25 protein-coding genes and 1 other RNA gene are annotated in these 21,557 nt (G+C 38.5%); 18 read left to right on the top strand and 8 right to left on the bottom strand.

Features of this window, described 5'->3' with window-relative positions; all coding sequences use genetic code 11:
- Positions 1-82 precede the first annotated feature (82 nt).
- Both ssrA and smpB read right to left on the bottom strand, forming a co-directional pair.
- Positions 83-448: a transfer-messenger RNA gene (gene ssrA / locus M997_RS13490) on the bottom strand.
- A 59-nt stretch (positions 449-507) separates the two neighbouring features.
- The gene (gene smpB / locus M997_RS13485) at positions 508-990 is read right to left on the bottom strand and encodes an SsrA-binding protein SmpB (RefSeq protein ID WP_064720628.1); all 483 of its coding nucleotides are present in this window, start codon (positions 988-990) and stop codon (positions 508-510) included.
- 156 nt (positions 991-1,146) lie between these two features.
- On the opposite strand from smpB, the gene M997_RS13480 reads away from it, so the two are divergent.
- Both M997_RS13480 and M997_RS13475 read left to right on the top strand, forming a co-directional pair.
- A complete protein-coding gene (locus tag M997_RS13480) occupies positions 1,147-1,581 on the top strand; it encodes an SRPBCC family protein (protein WP_064720627.1) in 435 nt (144 codons plus the stop codon).
- Positions 1,574-1,867: an RnfH family protein gene (locus M997_RS13475; RefSeq protein WP_064720626.1), complete on the top strand. Its 294-nt coding sequence runs from the start codon at positions 1,574-1,576 to the stop codon at positions 1,865-1,867. Before M997_RS13480 ends, M997_RS13475 begins: the two co-directional genes overlap by 8 nt.
- 146 nt (positions 1,868-2,013) lie before the next feature.
- Here the strand turns inward: M997_RS13475 and bamE are convergent, their stop codons facing one another.
- The 3 genes from bamE to nadK all read right to left on the bottom strand — a co-directional run bounded on the left by bamE (position 2,014) and on the right by nadK (position 5,138).
- Complete coding sequence (gene bamE / locus M997_RS13470; protein WP_064720625.1) at positions 2,014-2,376, bottom strand: outer membrane protein assembly factor BamE; 363 nt, start codon at positions 2,374-2,376, stop codon at positions 2,014-2,016.
- A 113-nt stretch (positions 2,377-2,489) separates the two neighbouring features.
- On the bottom strand, positions 2,490-4,151 hold the full coding sequence (gene recN / locus M997_RS13465) for a DNA repair protein RecN (RefSeq protein ID WP_064720624.1): 1,662 nt from the start codon (positions 4,149-4,151) through the stop codon (positions 2,490-2,492).
- Positions 4,152-4,238: 87 nt separating this feature from the next.
- Positions 4,239-5,138, bottom strand: coding sequence for an NAD(+) kinase (gene nadK / locus M997_RS13460; RefSeq protein ID WP_064720623.1), 900 nt, complete (start codon positions 5,136-5,138; stop codon positions 4,239-4,241).
- Between the two features lie 100 nt (positions 5,139-5,238).
- Here nadK and grpE point away from each other — a divergent pair, with 100 nt between their 5' ends.
- Positions 5,239-5,850, top strand: coding sequence for a nucleotide exchange factor GrpE (grpE, locus tag M997_RS13455; RefSeq protein ID WP_064720622.1), 612 nt, complete (start codon positions 5,239-5,241; stop codon positions 5,848-5,850).
- 57 nt (positions 5,851-5,907) lie between these two features.
- Here the strand turns inward: grpE and ung are convergent, their stop codons facing one another.
- Entirely contained in the window at positions 5,908-6,588 is a 681-nt protein-coding gene (ung, locus tag M997_RS13450) for a uracil-DNA glycosylase (RefSeq protein WP_064720621.1), read from the bottom strand.
- 330 nt (positions 6,589-6,918) lie between these two features.
- Here ung and grcA point away from each other — a divergent pair, with 330 nt between their 5' ends.
- On the top strand, positions 6,919-7,302 hold the full coding sequence (gene grcA, locus M997_RS13445; RefSeq protein ID WP_064720620.1) for an autonomous glycyl radical cofactor GrcA: 384 nt from the start codon (positions 6,919-6,921) through the stop codon (positions 7,300-7,302).
- A 185-nt stretch (positions 7,303-7,487) separates the two neighbouring features.
- Here grcA and srmB read toward each other — a convergent pair whose 3' ends face one another.
- Complete coding sequence (gene srmB, locus M997_RS13440; protein ID WP_064720619.1) at positions 7,488-8,843, bottom strand: ATP-dependent RNA helicase SrmB; 1,356 nt, start codon at positions 8,841-8,843, stop codon at positions 7,488-7,490.
- Positions 8,844-9,108: 265 nt separating this feature from the next.
- On the opposite strand from srmB, the gene trmN reads away from it, so the two are divergent.
- The 12 genes from trmN (at position 9,109) to acpS (ending at position 19,693) form a co-directional block, all read left to right on the top strand.
- A complete protein-coding gene (gene trmN / locus M997_RS13435) occupies positions 9,109-9,864 on the top strand; it encodes a tRNA(1)(Val) (adenine(37)-N(6))-methyltransferase TrmN (protein WP_064720618.1) in 756 nt (251 codons plus the stop codon).
- A 293-nt stretch (positions 9,865-10,157) separates the two neighbouring features.
- Complete coding sequence (rpoE, locus tag M997_RS13430) at positions 10,158-10,736, top strand: RNA polymerase sigma factor RpoE (RefSeq protein WP_064720617.1); 579 nt, start codon at positions 10,158-10,160, stop codon at positions 10,734-10,736.
- A gap of 38 nt (positions 10,737-10,774) precedes the next feature.
- On the top strand, positions 10,775-11,401 hold the full coding sequence (gene rseA, locus M997_RS13425) for an anti-sigma-E factor RseA (protein ID WP_244212922.1): 627 nt from the start codon (positions 10,775-10,777) through the stop codon (positions 11,399-11,401).
- 41 nt (positions 11,402-11,442) lie between these two features.
- Positions 11,443-12,414, top strand: coding sequence for a sigma-E factor regulatory protein RseB (rseB, locus tag M997_RS13420; protein WP_064720615.1), 972 nt, complete (start codon positions 11,443-11,445; stop codon positions 12,412-12,414).
- 12 nt (positions 12,415-12,426) lie between these two features.
- Entirely contained in the window at positions 12,427-12,891 is a 465-nt protein-coding gene (rseC, locus tag M997_RS13415; protein WP_064720614.1) for a SoxR-reducing system protein RseC, read from the top strand.
- Between the two features lie 305 nt (positions 12,892-13,196).
- A complete protein-coding gene (gene lepA / locus M997_RS13410) occupies positions 13,197-14,993 on the top strand; it encodes a translation elongation factor 4 (RefSeq protein WP_064720613.1) in 1,797 nt (598 codons plus the stop codon).
- A gap of 14 nt (positions 14,994-15,007) precedes the next feature.
- Positions 15,008-15,979, top strand: a complete 972-nt coding sequence (gene lepB, locus M997_RS13405) for a signal peptidase I (RefSeq protein WP_064720612.1) — start codon at positions 15,008-15,010, stop codon at positions 15,977-15,979.
- Between the two features lie 197 nt (positions 15,980-16,176).
- On the top strand, positions 16,177-16,857 hold the full coding sequence (gene rnc, locus M997_RS13400) for a ribonuclease III (protein WP_064720611.1): 681 nt from the start codon (positions 16,177-16,179) through the stop codon (positions 16,855-16,857).
- Positions 16,854-17,762: a GTPase Era gene (gene era, locus M997_RS13395; RefSeq protein WP_064720610.1), complete on the top strand. Its 909-nt coding sequence runs from the start codon at positions 16,854-16,856 to the stop codon at positions 17,760-17,762. Before rnc ends, era begins: the two co-directional genes overlap by 4 nt.
- A 9-nt stretch (positions 17,763-17,771) precedes the next feature.
- A complete protein-coding gene (gene recO, locus M997_RS13390; RefSeq protein WP_064720609.1) occupies positions 17,772-18,512 on the top strand; it encodes a DNA repair protein RecO in 741 nt (246 codons plus the stop codon).
- Between the two features lie 69 nt (positions 18,513-18,581).
- Positions 18,582-19,313 carry a pyridoxine 5'-phosphate synthase gene (gene pdxJ, locus M997_RS13385; RefSeq protein ID WP_064720608.1) on the top strand — a complete coding sequence of 244 codons (732 nt, stop codon included), beginning with the start codon at positions 18,582-18,584 and terminating at the stop codon, positions 19,311-19,313.
- Positions 19,313-19,693 (top strand): holo-ACP synthase, encoded by a 381-nt coding sequence (acpS, locus tag M997_RS13380; RefSeq protein ID WP_064720607.1) that lies wholly within the window; start codon positions 19,313-19,315, stop codon positions 19,691-19,693. The genes pdxJ and acpS overlap by 1 nt, the downstream gene beginning before the upstream one ends.
- A gap of 88 nt (positions 19,694-19,781) precedes the next feature.
- Here the strand turns inward: acpS and M997_RS13375 are convergent, their stop codons facing one another.
- Positions 19,782-20,042, bottom strand: coding sequence for a YfhL family 4Fe-4S dicluster ferredoxin (locus M997_RS13375; protein ID WP_064720606.1), 261 nt, complete (start codon positions 20,040-20,042; stop codon positions 19,782-19,784).
- Positions 20,043-20,366: 324 nt separating this feature from the next.
- Between M997_RS13375 and M997_RS13370 the strand changes: the two genes are divergently transcribed.
- Both M997_RS13370 and tadA read left to right on the top strand, forming a co-directional pair.
- On the top strand, positions 20,367-21,002 hold the full coding sequence (locus M997_RS13370) for a LysE family translocator (protein ID WP_064720605.1): 636 nt from the start codon (positions 20,367-20,369) through the stop codon (positions 21,000-21,002).
- A gap of 107 nt (positions 21,003-21,109) precedes the next feature.
- On the top strand, positions 21,110-21,557 hold a 448-nt coding region (tadA, locus tag M997_RS13365; RefSeq protein ID WP_064720604.1), incomplete at its 3' end, for a tRNA adenosine(34) deaminase TadA.

The raw sequence follows: 21,557 nt of genomic DNA, 5'->3' as shown, positions 1-21,557 counted from the left end.
CCATTAACACACATAAAAAAAGCCTTCAACTATGATATTGAAGGCTTTTTTAATCATCACTGAACATCAATGATATTATATTTGGTGGAGCTGGGGGGATTTGAACCCCCGTCCGAAATTCCTACATCCGCGGCACTACATGCTTAGTCTGTCTTTAATTTCACTTACTTGCTGCGAACAGACACGCCACAAATAAGCTAGCTTGATTATATTTAACGCTTCAACCCCAAGCTAGGTTTCCACGCGATCTCTTTTGGGTTTGACCTCTCTTGATCCCCGTCCTAAGAGCGGAGGCTAGGGAGAGAGGGCTCTAAGCAGGTTATTAAGCTGCTAGTGCTTCGTACTGATTGTCGTTTGCGACTATCTTTTTGCGGCTTTTTACGAGGCCAACCGCCCCTCGGCATGCACCTTGGGTTTCGCAAATTCCGTCGAATCCAGAATCAGCCCCAAGTTGATAAACGCAAGTATATCAGAAAAATACTTGTAATAGCTAGTACTTAACGTGATTTAGCGATTAGCATTTTTCATAATTCTTGCTTTGTCTAATTTCCACTCACGATCTTTGATCGTGTCTCGCTTATCGTGGTCTTTCTTACCTTTAGCAACACCAACCTTAATTTTACACCACGCATTCTTCCAATAAAGCGAAAGAGCAACAACGGTGTAACCATCACGGTTTATTTGACCATAAAGTGAATCAAGTTCGCGTTGTTTTAATAACAGTTTACGAGTACGTGTTGGATCACAAACTACATGGCTTGATGCAACATTCAACGGTGTGATATTGGCACCAAAAAGATAAGCTTCGCCATCACGCATAACAACGTAGCTATCACTGATGTTTGCTTTACCCGCACGCAGTGATTTAACTTCCCAGCCTTGTAACGACAGACCCGCTTCTATCTCATCTTCGATGAAATATTCATGGCGAGCACGTTTATTTAGCGCAATAGTCGCAGAACCAGGTTTGTGTGATTTTTTCTTTGTCATAATGTCCACATTATACCGTATGAGCAACAGAAAGAAATCATTTAACCGACTGTTTTCTTTTCAATTGCATAAAAATTGAGCTATATTCCATTAGATTTTTATTTAGCCACTGTTCAATGATATGATCCCACACAGTGTTGTCGTACAGGAATAACTATGCCTCAGATTAGCCGATCTGCTCTAGTCCCTTTTAGCGCAGAGCAAATGTTTATACTGGTGAATGATGTTCTCACTTATCCTGATTTTCTACCAGGATGCGTTGGAAGTAAACTGATCAAAAGCACACCAGAAGAAATGATTGCATCAGTTCAGGTCTCTAAAGCGGGTATCAGTAAAACATTTACTACCCATAATTTTTTAAAGACAAATGAACGAGTTGATATGCGTCTTGTTGATGGCCCCTTTCGTAAACTCACGGGAGGATGGGTATTTACCGCATTAGATGATAATGCTTGTAAGGTCGAGTTTCAGTTAGACTTTGAGTTCACAAATAAATTAGTTGAGTTAGCCTTTGGTCGTATTTTTAAAGAATTAACCAATAATATGGTGCAGGCATTTACTCAACGAGCGAAAGAGATCTATCGTGACTAAAATATGGGTCGAGGTAACTTATGCGTTACCAGATAAACAGTATCTTATCCCTGTTGAATTAACAGAAGGGGATACTGTTGAAGATGCCATTATCGCATCAAATATCTTAATGATTTGTAATGATATTGATTTAAAAAAGAATAAAGTAGGCGTTTATAGTCGCCCTGCTAAATTGACGGATAATGTGAGAGAGGGAGATCGAGTTGAAATCTATCGCCCATTAATAGCAGATCCTAAAGAAATGCGCCGTAAACGCGCAGAAAAAGCACGCCAAAAAGCAGAGTAATAGATTATTGTAATAATGCTTTTGTTAGTGGTGTTCTGTGTTTTAGTTTTATTGATTAAATAATTAATTATCTGCAATAAAACACACCCCATCGTTAATTAACGTATGGGGTGCAATTCATTTTGCCGATTACTATCGTTTAAATATTACTCTTTGCCTGCCTGATTTGAAAAACTTGGCATATTTCCTTGTTTTTCTATCTTCGTCAGAATGCCATTGCTATCAAAAGTCAAAGTGAGCGTTTCTTGGCGTACTTTTTCATGGCCAGGTTCTTCACGGAAAACATAATACCAAATTTGGCTTCCGAAAGGATCTTTAAGCATTGGTGTGCCAAGGGCAAATTGAACCTGCTGTTGTGTCATTCCTTGCTGAACTTTTGCAACTTCAGCTGGCGTTAAATAATTTCCCTGATTGATATCTGGGTGATAAACCAGTCTCTCAAACATAGAGCAACCTGAAGTCATTACGACTAAAGATAAAGCGGCAACTTTTAACAGTTTAAAACGCATGGTTATTACATTCCTTTTAGGGTCATAGTGACGATGATAATCGACAACGCAGCAATTGAAAACCTTTCACGCTCTGCCTATGACCTTAAATATCAATAAAAGTTTGTTAATCGTTACGCTGCCAACAAATCTTTTGCATTTGCTAAGGTGTTTTTTGTTACTTCGCTGCCTGCTAATAAACGAGCCAACTCTTGAAGACGCTCTTTTTTAGATAACAGTTTCATAGAGGTTTCTGTTTCTTCACCGTTTGTTTCTTTATTTACAAAATAGTGCTGATGACCACAGCCTGCAACTTGAGGTAAGTGGGTTACACACATAACTTGCGTTGATTCACCAAGTTCACGTAATAATTTACCAACAATTGCTGCTGTAGGGCCACTAATACCGACATCAACTTCATCAAAAATAAGTGCTGGTGTGTCCATTTTTTTTGCAGTAATCACTTGGATTGCTAATGCGATACGCGAAAGCTCACCACCAGATGCCACTTTTGAAAGCGCTTGATGTGGTTGTCCTGGGTTGGTTGTGACATTAAATTCAACTTTGGTTGCACCATCAATTTGTAGTGATGTGTCATCAAAAAAAGTATCGACAGTCAAATAACCATGAGGCATTGATAGTTGGTGCATACTATTTGTGATTAGTTTGCTTAGTTCATTTGCGTATTGCTGGCGTACTTGATGTAGTTCTTTGGCAACTTCTAATGCAGCAATATGGTCGTGCTTTACTTGTTCAATTAATATCTCGCAATCATCGTTCTGGCGTAATAGTGCATTTTTTTCTTCAATAAGTTGCTGGTGGAGCTCATACAGTTCTTCTGGCGTGACTCTGTGTTTGCGAGACAAACTAATATATTTTGCGATACGTTTTTCAAGCTCAAAGAGACGATTAGGATCCATTTCTAATTTATCACTGTAATGGCGTAGTTCATCACTTACTTCGCTAATTTGGATAGTGGCATCTTCTAGCATATCAAGTAACGAATTAAATTGGCTCTCCATTGAGGTCAGCTCTGTTATTTCGTGTTTAACGAGGTTAAGCATACTAAGAATATTTTGTTCTTCATTTTCGCTTAAAATTTGTAAGCTATTTTGGCTTAAACTCAAAAACTGCCCACAGTTTGATAGTCGTTTATATTCTTGATCTAATTCTGGATATTCGCCTTGAATAGGTTGAAACTCATTAAGTTCTTTTAAATGGTAATCAATAAGCTGTTGCCTCGCTTCTCGTTCTAATGATTGTTGCTGAAACGCAGCTAAAGTTTGGCAGCTTTGGTGCCATGTTTGGTAAGACAACTTCATTTTTTTCAGTAATGCGGGTTCATTAGCATAAATATCAAGAAGGTGTTTTTGATAACGAGGCTCTAATAATTGTTGGTGAGCATGTTGGCCATGAATTTGAATGAGCAGCGAACCGAGTTCTCGTAATTGAGAGAGTGGTACTGAGGTACCGTTAATAAAACCACGAGAACGGCCATCGGTAGAGATAGTTCGTCTGAGTAGACATTCGTTATGATCATCAAGGTGATGTTCTTCTAACCATTTTTTCGCTGATGGTGTATCGGAGAGTGAAAAGCGCGCACATAAATCGGCTCTGGTAGCTCCAGAGCGCACCATATTAGCATCACCACGGTTTCCTAGACATAAACCCAAAGCATCTATTGCGATAGATTTACCTGCGCCTGTTTCACCTGTAATTGTGGTCATTCCACCAGAGAAATCGATTTCAAGTTCACGGACTATGGCAAAATGACTAATAGTTAATTGAGTCAGCATAGTGCCTCTCCTGTGTATAAAAACATAACTGTAATTGCATACAGTATAAACTGGTTTTTTATACAGTAAAGTAGTGAGGCACAAAAATCAGAACATTTTTTTTGACCAGCCTAATTTTGAACTGAGAGTATTAAAATAATTATAATCATTAGGGTGTACTAAATTTAGTTTTTGCCGGCTACGTTTAATAATGACTTCGTCACCTTCTTTAATAGGTAAAACTAATTGGCTATCGCAACTGACTTCATAATCGATATTGGTTTGAGAAAATTTCAACCGAATTTGGCTATCGCTGCTAATAACTAAAGGGCGAGCTGATAGGGTGTGTGGAAACATAGGCACTAAAGCAATTGCATCAAGGTTTGGTGTAAGAATAGGGCCTCCAGCTGAAAGTGAATAGGCAGTAGAGCCTGTCGGTGTCGCAATAATTAAGCCATCAGAACGTTGTGAAAAGGCAAAACGGTCGTCAATATAGACCTCAAATTCAATCATATGAGCGACTTTTCCGGGATGAAGAACAACTTCGTTAATAGCTGTGCCTATGCGTGTTCTTTCTCCTGCCGCACAAACGCGAGCTTCAAGTAAAAAACGTTTTTCTTCACGGTAATGGCCTGCTAATACATCGGTAAGTTGTTGTAAGGCATTATCAGGATCAAGGTCAGTCAAAAAGCCTAAATTACCCCGATTAACACCAATAACTTTGATATTATAACGTGACAATACACGAGCAGCGCCTAACATATTACCATCACCACCAACAACAATAACAAGGTCTGCGGCTTTACCAACTTGGGTTAAATCGCCCATCCATGCATTTTCAAGCTTTAGCTCTTGAGCCACTTGAGTGTCAATGATGACCTCATAGTCTTTATCTTTAAGCCAATGATAAAGCATTTCATGAGTTGAAAGTGCTTCAGGATGGCGGGGATGTCCGACAATGCCAATGCATTTAAAGTGTTTTTCTTCCGTTACGGTATTATCTGGCATTTTTTTACCCTCGTTTTGCGCCAATTCCTTGAAACCCGTTTATTGATCCCCATAATAAACTAAATATGAAGATGAATACTAAAACTACGCGGAGATGTTCATGAGTAGTAAAGAACAAAATGTACATGAAGAGCAAGTCTCAAAAGAAAATGAAGGAATGGAATCTGCAATGAATGAGCCGAAAGAACAAGCAACAACAGAAGAAACTCAGGCTGACTTTGATGCACAAGCCGAGTTAGTTGTTGCGTTAGCGCGTGTTGCTGATTTAGAAGAGCAACTGCAATTATCGCAAAAAACAGAACGTGAAGCGATGATCCGCGCTCAAGCTGAAGTAGAAAATATTCGTCGTCGTACACAACAAGATGTCGAAAAGGCGCATAAATTTGCACTTGAAAAGTTTTCTAATGAGTTATTGCCAGTACTAGATAACTTAGAGCGTGCATTATCTGCCGCTGATCACGACAATGAACAGTTAAAACCAATGATTGAAGGTTTAGAGTTAACCTTAAAATCATTCTTAGATGCTGTTCATAAGTTTGGTATTGAAGTGGTTGACGAAAAAAATGTGGTCTTTAACCCTGAAGTACACCAAGCGATGACATTAATTGATAGCCCAGCTCATGATGCTAATCATGTTGTTGATGTCATGCAGAAAGGATATACCTTAAACGGTCGTTTATTACGTCCAGCTATGGTTATTGTTTCTAAATAATATCAATGAATAAAGCCGCACAATATCTATGATCTTAATATTGTGCGGCTGTAGCTATTAAGCGATGGGATCTAAAAACCAATTAATTGGGGTTCGGCCTTGTTGCTGTAGTATGTCGTTTGTTTGTTTGAAATGGCCACAGCCTAAAAAACCTCTATGAGCCGATAATGGTGATGGGTGCGGTGCTTTTAAGACAAAATGTTTGTCTGTATCAATAAAACGACCTTTTTTCTGAGCATGAGCCCCCCAAAGTAAGAAAACAACACCTTCTCTGCGTTGATTGATTTGTTCAATAACAGCATCAGTAAAAATTTCCCAGCCAAAATTAGCATGAGAATGTGCTTGGCCTTTTTCAACAGTTAATACGGTATTGAGTAGTAGAACACCTTGTTGTGCCCAACTTTCCAAATAACCATGATTAGGGCGTTTGAAATCAGGATATTCTTTTTCTAATTCTTTATACATATTTACTAATGAAGGGGGGGCTGGCACGCCTGGACGTACAGAAAAAGAGAGACCATGAGCTTGATTAGGACCGTGGTAAGGGTCTTGCCCTAAAATAACCACATTAACGTTATTAAAAGGTGTGAAGCGAAAAGCATTAAAAATATCTTCTTGTGGTGGATAAATTATCTTCCCTGCTTCTCGTTGCTGTGAGACCTGTGTCAATATTTGCAGAAAATACGGTTTTTCTTTTTCGGTTCCGATAACATCGTGCCAGGTTAGTGGTGTAGTCATAATATAAAATCCTTATTGATATCTTATTACTAAGCTTACCGACTTCAGAAGTGGAAAGAAAACAATCCCGCATAAAAATTAAAACTTATTACTTCTTCAACTTTTTTTTGGAAATTTACAAAAAAATTTCAAATACACAGAAAGTGATTATTGATTTAAAACAAGACTTTGCGCTTGCATCCATAAAACACTTATGAATTTTATTGATATTAATCAAAGAATAACGCTATTTATACTGGTATATAAGTAAGAAGAAACATTGGTTAGACCAAATACCCAAGTTCTGATACGAGTTCGGAATTTGATTTTGTGCCCATGATGGAGGTCGAAATGATTACTGGTATCCAAATTACTAAAGCAGATAACGACGATTTATTACATTCTTTCTGGTTATTAGATGATGAGAACGGCGAAGCTCGTTGCATCTGTGCTAAAAAAGGCTTTGAAGAAGGCCAAGTGATTAACCGTAAAGAGCTAGGTGATATCGAGTACCGTGAAGTACCGGTTGAATCTAAACCTGTTGTACGTGTTGAAGGTGGTCAGCATCTTAACGTTAACGTATTAAGCCGAGAAACATTGGAAGACGCTGTAAATAATCCTGAGAAATATCCTCAGCTGACTATTCGTGTTTCTGGTTATGCAGTACGTTTTAACTCACTGACTCCAGAACAACAACGTGATGTAATTACTCGTACTTTCACAGAAAGTCTGTAATTTACTGCACAATAATAGCAAATAGCTATCAGTCTAAATAAAACCCGATATGAATAATATCGGGTTTTTTACGTTTTAATATGTCGATTAATTTTTATTGACGTAATAGTAAGTAATAAAAAAGCCGTAGCTATTGAATAGTTACGGCTTTTAATAAGAGGTAATTGAGTTACTTAGTTGTAAACTTACTCTGTTTCAGTATTTTGTTTGGTTACGACAGTAGCCTCTTTTGCTGAAACTTCGTTAGATGCTTTGCGGCGTTTACCAACATTTTTGCGATCACGAGTACGCACTTTAACTTTAGGGGCTTTTTTCTCTTCGTCTTTTTTGGCTTTGCGTTTAGCAAGCACTTTTTTAGACGGTTTAAACGAGGTCTTTTCAGCCGGTGCTTTAGTCTCAGGGCGTAGCTCTGCAACAACACGGTATTTAATGGGTTCTTGCACATAACGACCAATTTTACCCAGTAATGGATAGTCGTGAGCTTCTACCAATGAAATCGCAATACCTTTACGTCCTGCACGAGCAGTTCGACCTATGCGGTGCAAATAAACATCGGCTGTACGTGGTAAGTCAAAGTTAAATACGTGGGTGATATCGTCTAAGTCAAGTCCACGAGAAGCAACATCAGTTGCAACAAGTACATTCATCTGACCTGATTCTAAGCGTTTAATGGCATCAGTACGCTGTGTTTGTGCCATTTCACCTTCAAGGTAGCTTGATTTTATACCTTGCTTTTCTAATGCGGTGACCAGCTCTCTTACTCGCTCTCTTTTACGAACAAAAACGACGGATTTTTTGACATCTTCTTGTTTGAGTAAGTGTGCGAGTAATGCTGTTTTATGCTCAACATTATCGGCATGATAATAAAACTGTTGGATTTTTTTACGTTCACGACGAGATGGATCGGCGTTTAATTCAACAGGTTCATTCAGGATACGTTGTGCAAAATCAACAATAGCATTGCCTTCGAGGGTTGCTGAAAACAGTAGAGTCTGTTTACGCCAGCGTGTTTCTCCCGCGATAGTTTCGATATCGTTAGCAAAGCCCATATCTAACATACGGTCTGCTTCATCTAAAATGAGTATTTCAACAGCGCGGCAATCAAAGTTTTCTTCTTTGATGTATTGTAATAAGCGTCCTGTTGTTGCAACAACAATATCTTGGTTTTCGCTAAATACTTCAGCGTGATTCATATAAGCAACACCGCCAGTAATGGTTGCGATGTCTAAATGTGTGTGCGCACTTAATTCTTTTGCTTGATCTGCAACTTGCATTGCTAGTTCACGAGTTGGTGTCAAAATAAGAATACGTGGCGGGCCTGATTTCTTACGAGGATAATCAAGCAAGTGTTGAATTGCTGGTAATAAGAATGCCGCAGTTTTACCTGTACCTGTTGGTGCAGAACCTAAAATATCACGGCCGTCCATTGCTGCTGGAATGGCGCTTGCCTGAATTACGGTAGGACGGTGATATCCTTTTTCTTCTAGTGCGGTCAATAAACTTTCATCAAGTTCAAGACTGGAAAATGTAGTGGCTGTCATTGTATACCTCTGTTTAGGGCGCGGATTTTGACATTATCCCCCGCTAAAAGCCAGAGGATTTACCGCTATCACATTATATAATAGAGATTGCTAATGGTATTCGATGTTTTTGGGCTTAATGTAAATAACCAGACACGTATACAAAAATATTAATGTTAAGATAGCGACAAGATAAAGCACTATCTTACCATATATCTCTTTTCCAATGACATGGAATGATAAGGATGGATAAAGAGAAAGCTATAAGAATAAACAGAGTAAATAAATGAATCATAAAAAAGTAAAAAAAGAAGGGTTACGTAAAGGTGGCTTTACCTTTAAACAATTTTTTGTTGCTCATGATAAATGTGCAATGAAAGTGGGTACTGATGGCGTTTTGCTTGGAGCATGGGCACCTATCGAAGGAGTAAAAACAATACTGGATATTGGAACTGGTAGCGGGCTTATTACTTTGATGCTTGCTCAACGAGCGGTTCAAGCAGAGTTTATTGACGGTATTGAACTTGATGAACAAGCAGCTTTACAGGCAATGGAGAATGCGCAAGGATCATTGTGGGATCCTCTTATTCATATTCATCATTGTGATATTTATCATTATGCTCAGCAAACAGATAAAAGTTATGATTTAATAGTAAGTAATCCTCCTTATTTTGAGCCTGCTGTTGCGTGCCGTGATGATGTGCGAGAACAAGCACGTTATACCAAAACATTGACTCATGACGGATTGCTTGACAGCGCTCAAGCACTGATTACTGAAAATGGTGTTTTTTGTGTGGTCTTGCCTTATTTTATTGGCGAGCAATTTATTGAAATAGCACAAAAAAAAGAGTGGGTTTTAGTTAATCGAGTCAATGTTAAAGATAGTGCGGATAAACCTTATCATCGTATATTATTAGCATTTCAGCGACAAAACCGAGAAACAATAAACTGTAGTATTGATGAGCTTATTATTCGTAATAGCGACGGTCATTACACAGATGAGTTTCGAACATGGGTAACAGATTTTTATTTATATTACTAAAGTATATTTATTATTACCTTATTTAAGATTTTATATATTGTTGTAAATAAAAGTATATTTTTTAATTATATCATTGTGTTGTCGTGTTTTTATTGGCAAATTGCATTTTGGTTGGTGATTACAACAACGATTTTTTTGTGATTCATCTCTTATAATAATGATTGAATTGAACTTCATACTATTTTCATACTCCAAGTCCTGTAGCTCATAAAAACGAGAAGGAATAACGAGAGTAACATGACGGAGTCATCAATAAATAGTGCGAAGCTTGACTTCGGGAGAGTCCATCTCTAATGAGCGAGCAGTTAACGGACCAAATGTTGGTTGAACGGGTACAAAAAGGTGACCAAAATTCATTTAATTTATTGGTTATCCGCTATCAACACAAGGTAGCAAGCCTGATTTCCCGTTATGTACCTCAGGGTGATGTACCAGATGTTTCGCAAGAAGCCTTTATTAAAGCTTATCGTGCTATCGGTTCTTTTCGTGGCGACAGTGCTTTTTATACATGGCTTTATCGTATTGCAGTAAATACGGCAAAAAATTATCTGGTTGCGCAAGGGCGACGTCCGCCTTCAAATGATTTAGATGCAAGTGATGTTGAAAACTTTGAAACATCAAATGCATTAAAAGAAATTTCGAACCCTGAGAACTTAATGTTGTCTGAAGAGTTACGGCGAGTAGTTTTTCACACCATAGAGTCATTACCTGAAGATTTAAGGGTTGCTATAACGCTTCGGGAACTTGACGGACTGAGCTATGAAGAGATAGCGGTCATTATGGATTGCCCAGTCGGAACAGTACGTTCACGTATTTTTAGGGCGAGAGAAGCTATTGATAATAAGGTTCAACCATTGATACAAGATTTATAATCATGGGTGAACCATCATTGACTGAAGGGTACTTTTACATGCAAAAAGAGAAACTTTCTGCATTTATGGATGGCGAAGTTCTTGATAAAGAACTTATTGGTTCGATAGCGCATGATGATTCAATGAAAGACACATGGCAACGTTACCATTTAGTTCGAGACACAATGCGGGGTGATGTTAGTGAAGTGATTCACTTTGATATCGCGAGTCGCGTTGCTTTAGCACTTGAAAATGAGCCAGTCCGCATAAGTCCTGAACAACCAAGAGAACAGCAACCTGCGCCATCACAATGGCGTCAGCACTCTTTCTTACAGACATTACGTCCTTGGGCAAGTCAGTTGACTCAAATCGGGGTCGCGGCTTGTGTATCATTGGCTGTTATTGTTGGTGTTCAGCAATATAACGGAAATAGTAGTTCTGACGATTTCCAAGTTGATTCACCTGTATTCAACACGCAACCTATTATGGGCAGTGGTGCGCCAGTAAGTTTAAATCTTCAAAATGATAACCTTGGCCGTGAGCAACAAACACGTTTACAAGAGCGTAATCAGCGTCTTGGTTTGATGTTGCAACAATATGAGTTAGACCGTCGTATTTATAATGCACCACAAAATGAAGCGACAGCAGAGATGCAGGGATCTGCTCAGCAACAGCTGCAAAAGTAACAGTGTGAAAAATCCTAACCTGTAGGAATAAAACAGTCGTAATGAAAATATCATGGTTATCTACCACATTGCTGGTGGGCAGCCTATCGATGTCAATACAAGCCTTGGCACAACCTCAAACAGGTAGTGTCGAGGCTTTGTTGCAAAAGATGGGTAATACAGCTCAGACCTCTACCTATGAATTATCTTTTATCAATATCAATTCTCAAGGTATTGTTCCCATTCGTTATCGTCATACATTGCTTGATGGAGAACCACTTGCACAGTTAATGCAAATGGATAGCACACGACGTGAAATTGTTCAGCGTGGTGATGAAATCAGCTATTTCGAACCTGGTTTAGATGCTTTTAGTTTAAGAAATGATCATATCGTCGATTATATTCCGTCAATAATTTATCAAGATTTCAATGAATTATCTGAATATTATAATTTCATTGATGGCGGTAGAACTCATATTGGAGATATCTCGAGTCGTGTTGTGCGAGTACTATCAAAAAATAATGATCGTTATGATTATGTTTTATTTATTGATGAAGTCAGGTATTTACCACTACGAGTTGATCTTTTAGATAAAAATAGTGATGTAATTGAGCAGTTTAGGGTAATTACTGCAAATCAAAATGATAAAGATATTGTCACTGCATTAAGTGCGTTACGAGCGGTGAATATGCCACCATTGCTTCTTGTGCCTAAAGCAAAAGAGAACACATATAGCTGGTCTGTAACGGCGTTACCTGAAGGGTTTAAAGAAGTTAAACGTAGTAATCATCAAATTTCTGAGACTGAATTTAGCGAGTCAATTTTATTTAGCGATGGATTATTTGATTTCTCTATTTATGTGAATAAAAGTGGGCACCAAGCAAATTCCCTCGAACGTGATAAATTATTAAGGTATGGTCGTAATACTATTTATACCTATGACAAAGAAGGAAAAGAGATAACCTTTATTGGTCAATTACCATTTTCTACGGCGCAAAATATAGCAAATAGCGTTGTTTTTACGAAAAAGTAGCAGGTGTAAATTATGGTTAAAGAGTGGGCAACCGTCATACATTGGCATGAGGGGCGAGCTTTATTACGTTATGGTTCTTCTGCGGGATGCGGTAGTTGTCAGGCTCGCGCTGCTTGCGGCTCTTATTTACTTAATAAAATCGGTCCTGAAACTGTACATCAGTTGGAGCTGCCTGTTGAGCAACCTTTAGTTGAAGGACAAAAAGTAGAAGTCGGTATTCCGGAAAATAACTTATTGCTTTCTGCGATGTTAGTTTACTTAACACCATTGCTGGGGTTATTTATTGTTGCAGGCATTTCGACTCTTTGGTTTTCTAGCGAGTTTGCTATTTTTTGTAGTGGGCTTGTTGGTGGTGTAATAGGTTTTTTACTGGCCAAAAAAGTGGCAACGCTGTGGAGTAAAGACGAAGGTTTTGAGCCTGTTATTCTACAAATAGGGCTTCCACCTAATGAGTTAAAAATTCAATATCAAGAATAATAACTATTTTCTATAAAATGGGGCTAGTGCCCCTTTTTAATTTGTTTTTTTGTTATTTATCTTCTATTTCTTATAAATCAATCATTCTTTATATCTGTAAAACATCAACAAAAAATTACAAATAAATGTAACTCTTAGCGTAAATGTTTGTGTTTGATGAACGTTTCTTTGAGTATAATGTCTCTAGTGTGTAGAATGCGTCATCAATCATAACTCATCTGCAATATAGAGTTTTCGCTTTGTGTTCATGAATGTATCCAAAGCTAGATTTATAGAGCAAGGCAACAGAGAAAAATAATTTCAGAATGAAAAACATACGTAACTTTTCCATTATCGCGCATATTGACCACGGTAAATCGACATTATCAGATCGAATTATTCAAATTTGTGGTGGCTTAACTGATCGTGAAATGGCTGCGCAGGTTCTTGATTCTATGGATCTTGAGCGTGAACGTGGTATCACTATTAAAGCGCAAAGTGTCACACTAAATTTTACAGCTGATGATGGTGAAGTTTATCAGCTTAACTTTATTGATACCCCAGGCCACGTTGACTTCTCTTATGAAGTTTCTCGTTCTCTTGCTGCTTGTGAAGGTGCTTTATTAGTTGTGGATGCGGGGCAAGGGGTTGAAGCTCAAACCTTAGCAAACTGTTATACCGCGATGGATATGGATTTAACAGTCGTACCCGTATTAAACAAAATTGACTTACCTGCTGCAGAGCCAGAACGTGTCGCTGAAGAAATTGAAGACATTGTTGGTATTGATGCAACAGATGCTGTGCGTTGTTCTGCCAAAACAGGTGTTGGTGTTAAAGAAGTTATTGAGCGTTTGGTCAAAGAGATCCCAGCACCAGAAGGTGACCCTGAAGCACCATTACAAGCACTGATTATTGACTCTTGGTTTGATAATTACCTTGGTGTTGTTTCACTTATCCGTGTTAAAAACGGTAAAGTTTCCAAGGGTGATAAAATTAAAGTAATGAGTACGGGACAAGTTTATAACATTGACCGCATTGGTATTTTTACACCAAAACAAGTAGATACTACGTCATTAAATTGTGGCGAAGTAGGCTGGGTTGTCTGTGGTATTAAAGATATTTTAGGGGCTCCAGTTGGTGATACTTTAACTTCGGCACAAAAATCGGCGGATAAACCACTACCGGGCTTTAAAAAAGTAAAACCTCAGGTTTATGCGGGATTGTTCCCGATTAGTTCTGACGATTATGAGTCTTTCCGTGATGCATTAGGTAAATTAAGTCTTAACGACGCATCATTATTTTATGAGCCAGAAAGCTCTACTGCATTAGGATTTGGTTTCCGTTGTGGATTCTTAGGCCTTTTACATATGGAGATCATTCAAGAGCGTCTAGAACGCGAATATGATCTCGACCTGATTACAACCGCGCCAACAGTAGTTTATGAAGTTGAATTAACTAGTGGTGAAATTGTATTGGTAGATAGTCCATCTAAGCTGCCACCACTGAATAATATTGAAGAGATTAGAGAACCTATTGCTGAGTGTCATATGTTACTGCCGCAAGAATACTTAGGTAACGTTATTACCTTATGTATTGAAAAACGCGGTGTGCAAACAAATATGGTCTATCATGGTAATCAAGTTTCACTAACCTATGAAATACCGATGGCTGAAGTAGTGCTTGATTTCTTTGACCGCTTAAAGTCGACATCTCGTGGTTATGCTTCTTTAGACTACAACTTTATTCGTTTCCAAGGCTCAAACATGGTTCGTGTTGATGTCTTGATTAATGGTGACCGAGTCGATGCTTTAGCTCTTATCACCCATAGTGATAATGCGCCTTACCGTGGCCGTGACTTAGTGGAAAAAATGAAAGAATTTATTCCACGCCAACAGTTTGATATCGCTATTCAAGCTGCTATTGGTAACCATATTATTGCTCGTTCAACGGTTAAGCAGCTACGTAAAAACGTATTAGCTAAATGCTATGGTGGTGACGTTAGCCGTAAGAAAAAACTATTACAGAAACAGAAAGATGGTAAAAAACGCATGAAACAAATAGGTAACGTAGAGTTACCACAGGAAGCGTTCTTAGCCATTCTTCATGTTGGTAAAGATAAATAATTTAAGGAGAAAACATGGCTAACACGTTTGCCTTGATCCTAACACTGGCAACGCTAATTACGGGCATTCTTTGGGGAATTGAGCGCTTTAAGCTTAAACCTGCTCGTATGGCAAAATTAAAGCGCTTTCAAGAGATGGCGAAAGGCAGTGGGGATCAGCAAGAGTTAGCAAAATCAATCAATAAGCCAAGTTGGATTGAGACCCTTGCTTCTCTGTTCCCTGTATTGATTATTGTTTTGATTCTGCGTTCATTTGTGTATGAGCCGTTTCAGATACCTTCTCGTTCAATGATGCCAACCTTATTGGTTGGTGATTTCATCTTGGTTGAAAAATTTGCTTATGGGCTAAAAGATCCCATTACACAAACAACCTTAATAAATACAGGGAAGCCAAAACGTGGTGATATTGCTGTTTTCAAATATCCACGAGATCCTTCTACTGATTTTATTAAGCGTGTTATTGGTCTACCAGGTGATAAAATTGTTTATGACATGATGGCTAAAAAAGTACATATTTACCCTAATTGTGATAAAGCAATGTGTAACGATGAGATTTCAGTGACTTATGGTACTGCTTATCCGAGCGAGTGGACTCTGCTTTTACAAAATGTGCCGGGTGGTCAACGTATTAATGGTATGAAATCTATTCCAATTGAAGATCCTATTTCTACTGCGACGCAATTCCGCCAAGAAGAGCGAGTAGAAACAATTGGTAAAGTATCACACCGTATTATGACTATTCCTGGTGATATGACGATGCCTGAATTTATCCAACCGGGCTTACCTGTAGGCACATGGATAGTACCGGATGGTCATTATTTTATGATGGGTGACAATCGAGATGGTAGTTCTGATAGCCGTTTCTGGGGATTTGTTCCTGAGCAAAATCTAGTTGGTAAGGCAACAACTATCTGGATGAGCTTTGAAAAACAAGAGAATGAATGGCCAACGGGTATTCGTTTTAGCCGTATTGGCGGCATAAAGTAATTATTAACAAAATAGCTACAGCATTCCGATTTATCTCAGTGTAGAATATGTCACTTCTTTAAACATGATTGGCTCCTGTAATAAACAGGAGCCAGTGCAAACGCAACAGTTCTGTTATCCAACCCGATAATTTTTCCCGTTGATTTAAACAGATTTGTTGCGTGTGCTTCAAATTAAGTAATGGAAATTGATCGCACATGAATACTTTACTCGTAAACCAGTTACAAAAAAAACTGGGTTATACTTTTACACAAAATGAATTATTACTACAGGCATTAACGCATCGTAGTGCTAGCAGTAAACATAATGAACGCTTAGAATTTTTAGGTGATTCAATTCTAAGTTATGTTATTGCAAATGCGCTTTATCATCGTTTTCCTCGTGTTGATGAGGGCGATATGAGCCGCATGAGAGCAACCCTTGTTCGCGGAAATACACTTGCTGAGTTAGCTCGTGAATTTGAATTAGGTGAATGTTTACGCTTAGGTCCGGGTGAATTAAAAAGTGGCGGTTACCGCCGTGAATCTATTCTTGCTGATACTGTTGAAGCATTAATTGGTGCAATTTTCCTCGATAGTGATATTCAAAACATCGAAAATATCATTTTAAAATGGTATGAGAATCGCTTGGCTGAAATCAGCCCCGGCGATAAGCAAAAAGATCCTAAAACTCGTTTGCAGGAATATCTGCAAGGGCGTCATTTACCATTACCTGCTTATGTTGTGGTACAGGTTCGTGGTGAAGCCCATGATCAAGAGTTTACGATCCATTGTCAGATAAGCGGCATCGAGCAACCTGTAAAGGGGATGGGTACAAGCCGTCGTAAAGCTGAACAAGCCGCTGCTGAACAGGCATTAATACAACTGGAGCTTGAATGAGCGAAGAACAAACCTATTGCGGATTTATTGCGATAGTTGGTCGCCCAAATGTGGGAAAATCAACACTACTGAACCAATTACTGGGGCAGAAAGTCTCTATTACGTCACGTAAACCTCAAACTACGCGTCACCGTATCATGGGTATTGATACTGATGGTGCATATCAGGCAATTTACGTCGATACACCGGGATTGCACATTGAAGAAAAGCGTGCAATTAACCGTTTAATGAATCGTGCAGCAAGTAGTTCTATCGGCGATGTAGAACTCGTTATCTTTGTAGTTGAAGGAACTAACTGGACTGCAGACGATGAAATGGTCGTAAATAAGCTGAAATCATTACGTTGTCCTGTTTTATTGGCGATCAATAAAGTAGATAACGTGGTTGATAAAACCAAGCTACTGCCTCACATTGGCTTTTTAAGCCAACAAATGGATTTTCTTGATGTTGTTCCAATCAGTGCAGAAAAAGATATGAACGTTGATACTATTGCGAAAATAGTGCGTAAATGTCTTCCTGAAGCAACACATCATTTTCCTGAAGATTATATTACTGACCGTTCTCAACGCTTTATGGCGTCAGAAATTATTCGTGAAAAACTGATGCGTTTTCTAGGTGAAGAATTACCTTATTCTGTCACGGTTGAGATTGAACAATTTGTTACTAATGCTCGTGGTGGCTATGATATTCATGGATTAATTCTGGTTGAACGTGAAGGCCAGAAAAAAATGGTTATCGGTAATCAAGGCGTTAAAATCAAGAAAATCGGTACGGAAGCCCGTATGGATATGGAAAATTTATTTGAAAACAAAGTGCATTTAGAACTTTGGGTGAAAGTAAAAGCGGGTTGGGCTGATGATGAACGTGCGTTACGTAGCCTTGGCTATGTGGACGATTTAAAATAGGTAACTGAAGTGGATGGCTGGCAACGTGCATTTGTTATCCATGCTCGTCCTTACAGTGAAACGAGTCTATTACTGGATTTTTTCACTGAAAATGAAGGACGAGTTCGCATTTTGTCTAAAGGCGCACGCGGTAAACGCTCACCTTTAAAAGGCGCACTTCAACCTTTTACTCCTTTGCTCATTCGTTGGAGTGGGCGAGGAGAAGTAAAAACTCTACGTGATGCAGAGCCAATCTCTTTAGCACTACCTCTTTCAGGCACTGTTCTTTACAGTGGTCTGTATCTTAATGAGTTACTCTCTCGCGTATTAGAAAATGGCACTTCTTATAGTGTCCTTTTTTTTGAATACCTTTCTTGTTTACAAATTCTTGCTGCAAGTGAAACCACTCCTGAAGCGGCATTAAGACGCTTTGAGCTGGCATTACTTGCGCAACTTGGTTATGGCTTAGATTTTCTGCATTGCGCAGGAAGTGGCGAGCCAGTTGCTGATACAATGACTTATCGTTATCGTGAAGAAAAAGGTTTTATTGCGAGTTTAGTCGTTGATCATAATAGTTTTACTGGATTTGAATTAAAATCCTTGGCAAGTCGCGAATTTCCTACTTTAGACACATTAAAAGCGGCTAAACGATTTACACGTATGGCATTAAAGCCTTATTTAGGTGGAAAACCATTAAAGAGTAGAGAACTTTTTAGGCAATTTGCCATTAAAAGAGCACCGAAAAAAAAGGTGTTAATCGCGGATCAATAATATTGTCTTTTTCTTCTCTATAGAATGTGTAAACTATGGTAATGCAACGTTATTTTTCAGGAGAAGAGCATGTCTGATATTCTACTTGGCGTTAATATAGACCATATCGCCACCCTTCGTAATGCCCGTGGCACAACGTACCCCGATCCTGTTCAAGCCGCTTTTATCGCGGAACAAGCGGGTGCAGATGGTATCACTATTCACTTACGTGAAGACAGACGCCACATCACTGATCGTGACTTAATGTTGATAAGCCAAACTGTCCAAACAAGATTAAATCTGGAAATGGCAGTAACAGAAGAGATGATTGAGATTGCTTGCCAAACTCAACCTGATTTTTGCTGTTTAGTACCTGAAAAACGCCAAGAAGTAACTACTGAAGGCGGTTTAGATGTTGTTGGCAATGAAGCTAAAATAGCTGATGCGATTAAACGTTTATCACTTGCTGGTATTAAAGTTTCTCTTTTTATCGATCCTGACCATGAGCAAATTAACGCAGCAGATCGTGTCGGCGCTCCTTTTATTGAAATTCATACGGGTGCTTATGCAGATGCTGAAGATGAAATGGAACAAGATAAAGAGTTTATGCGTATTCGCGACGCTGTGACTTATGCTGCATCTAAAGGCCTGAAAGTGAATGCTGGTCATGGTTTGCATTATCATAACGTGCAGCGTATTGCTGCATTACCTGAGCTTTATGAATTGAATATTGGCCATGCGATTATTGGTAGGGCGGTATTTAGCGGATTAGCGTCAGCAGTTGAAGAAATGAAACGCTTAATGCGAGAAGCGCGTCGTTAATGGCTATTGTTGGCATTGGTATGGATATCGTTGAGATATCTCGTATCGAAGAAATAATAGGGCGTTCTGGTGAACGCCTTGCTCGGCGTATTCTCACTGAAAGTGAGTGGGAAATCTACCAATCACATAAGCAACCGATTCGTTTTCTTGCTAAACGTTTTGCAGTAAAAGAAGCCGCAGCAAAAGCATTAGGAACAGGAATTCGTTTAGGTTTAGCGTTTAATCATTTTGAAGTGCGCAATGATAAACTAGGAAAACCCACATTACATTTTTTAGCGGTGGCTAAAGAGATGGCAGATAAAGCGGGGATAAATTCTATTCATGTCACATTGGCAGATGAACAACGTTATGCCTGTGCAACGGTTATTTTAGAGAAGTAACGCTTAGCAGTAACTATCAACAGTCACTCTGAAATAATAACCATCTTAAATTTATCGCCCGTAATTTATCATTTTTATATATGACGGGTTAGATCTTGTCTGAGTGATAAATTAAAACAAATTTTTCCCAGAGCGCATCTTGAGTTTCAGTATGAGTTGGGTCAGTAATGATCGTATTGGTAATAGGACAAACCGACTGGCAAGTTGGCTTATCGTAATGGCCTACGCATTCTGTGCAAAGATCAGGATTAATTTCATATATCTCATCCCCCATTGAAATAGCATCATTAGGGCACTCTGGTTCGCACATATCGCAGTTGATGCATTTCTTCGTAATGAGTAAAGCCATATCAGTCACTTAGTATATAAATTATTAAATTTCAGTAACTTATATCTTGCACTTATATGTTACATGTAGAATTATTGCTAATACAAATTAGTTATTGCATTTATTTATTTATCTTAAACTTCTGCATTGTTAGTGGTTCTATTTAATAGATGTATATTTTGCAGAGTAAAAACCTCACAAGAGTAACATTTATCCTGCTTGCCGTAAAATAGCAGATCAGCTGTAAAAAAATATTTTTTATTATAGGCATATTTTGTGGTAGTAAACACACATATCACTTTGTTATTGATGTTAAATAATGGCAATAACAATAAGGGGATATCTATGCCAACGCTGTTTAATATGTGGACATTTGCGCTTTTATCATTGGGATTGGTGTTAACGCCGGGCCCGAATATGATTTACCTTATTTCTCGCTCAATATCACAAGGTAAAAAAGCGGGGTTTATTTCGCTATTTGGTGTCGCTGTTGGTTATGTATTTTATATGTTATTAGCGGCATTTGGTATTACTGCTATTTTTATGGCAGTGCCTTATGCATACGATACCTTAAAAATTTGTGGCGCCATTTATCTGATTTACATCGCTTGGCAATCAATTAAGCCCGGTGGACATTCTATTTTTCATCCCAAGAGGCTTCTGTCAGGTAATACCACAAAACTCTTTGTTATGGGATTTGTTACCAATTTACTAAATCCCAAAATCGCACTGATGTATTTATCACTGCTGCCTCAATTTATTACCATTGATAATGGTAGCGTTTTAAATCAATCATTAGTGTTAGGTAGTATTCAAATTATTATTAGTATTACAGTGAATGCTTTGATTGTTGTGGCTGCCGGATCTATTGCGAGCTTCTTTATTAACAGGCCTAGCTGGGCTCTTATTCAACGTTGGTTTATGGCAACTATTTTAGGTGTATTGGCGATTAAATTAGTAACAGAATCTCGAGCGGGCTAAGGCTAAACGGTCATATTGTCATAATAAAGAAATCAATGTGATATCTTTAGTTATCAATAGAAAACAGGGTACAATACGCTGCTATACGATAATAAAGAGATATCCTTGTGAAAGAAATTAAAGATGATATTTATTGGATGAATAAAGCGATTGAGCAAGCCCAAAAAGCCCAAGAGATAGGTGAAATTCCGGTTGGTGCTGTATTAGTCGTTGATAATAAAATCATTGCTAAAGGATGGAATCGCTCGATTATTGATAACGACCCTACTGCACATGCCGAAATAATGGCATTGCGCAAAGGGGGAAAGCATTTGGAAAATTATCGTTTACTTGATGCAACACTCTACATTACGTTAGAACCTTGTGTGATGTGTGCGGGAGCAATTATACATAGTCGAGTAAAAAGAGTCGTTTATGGTGCGTCTGATTTAAAAACTGGAGCCGCGGGTTCATTTATTGATATTTTGCAGCATCCAGGAATGAACCATAAAGTTGAGATAACATCGGGCGTGTTAGCAGAACAATGCTCCCAACAATTAAGTCAATTTTTCAAGA

This window comes from Proteus hauseri ATCC 700826 (assembly GCF_001654965.1).
Taxonomy (GTDB): Bacteria; Pseudomonadota; Gammaproteobacteria; order Enterobacterales; family Enterobacteriaceae; genus Proteus; species Proteus hauseri.
This window is presented reverse-complemented; position numbering and strand designations above follow the sequence as displayed.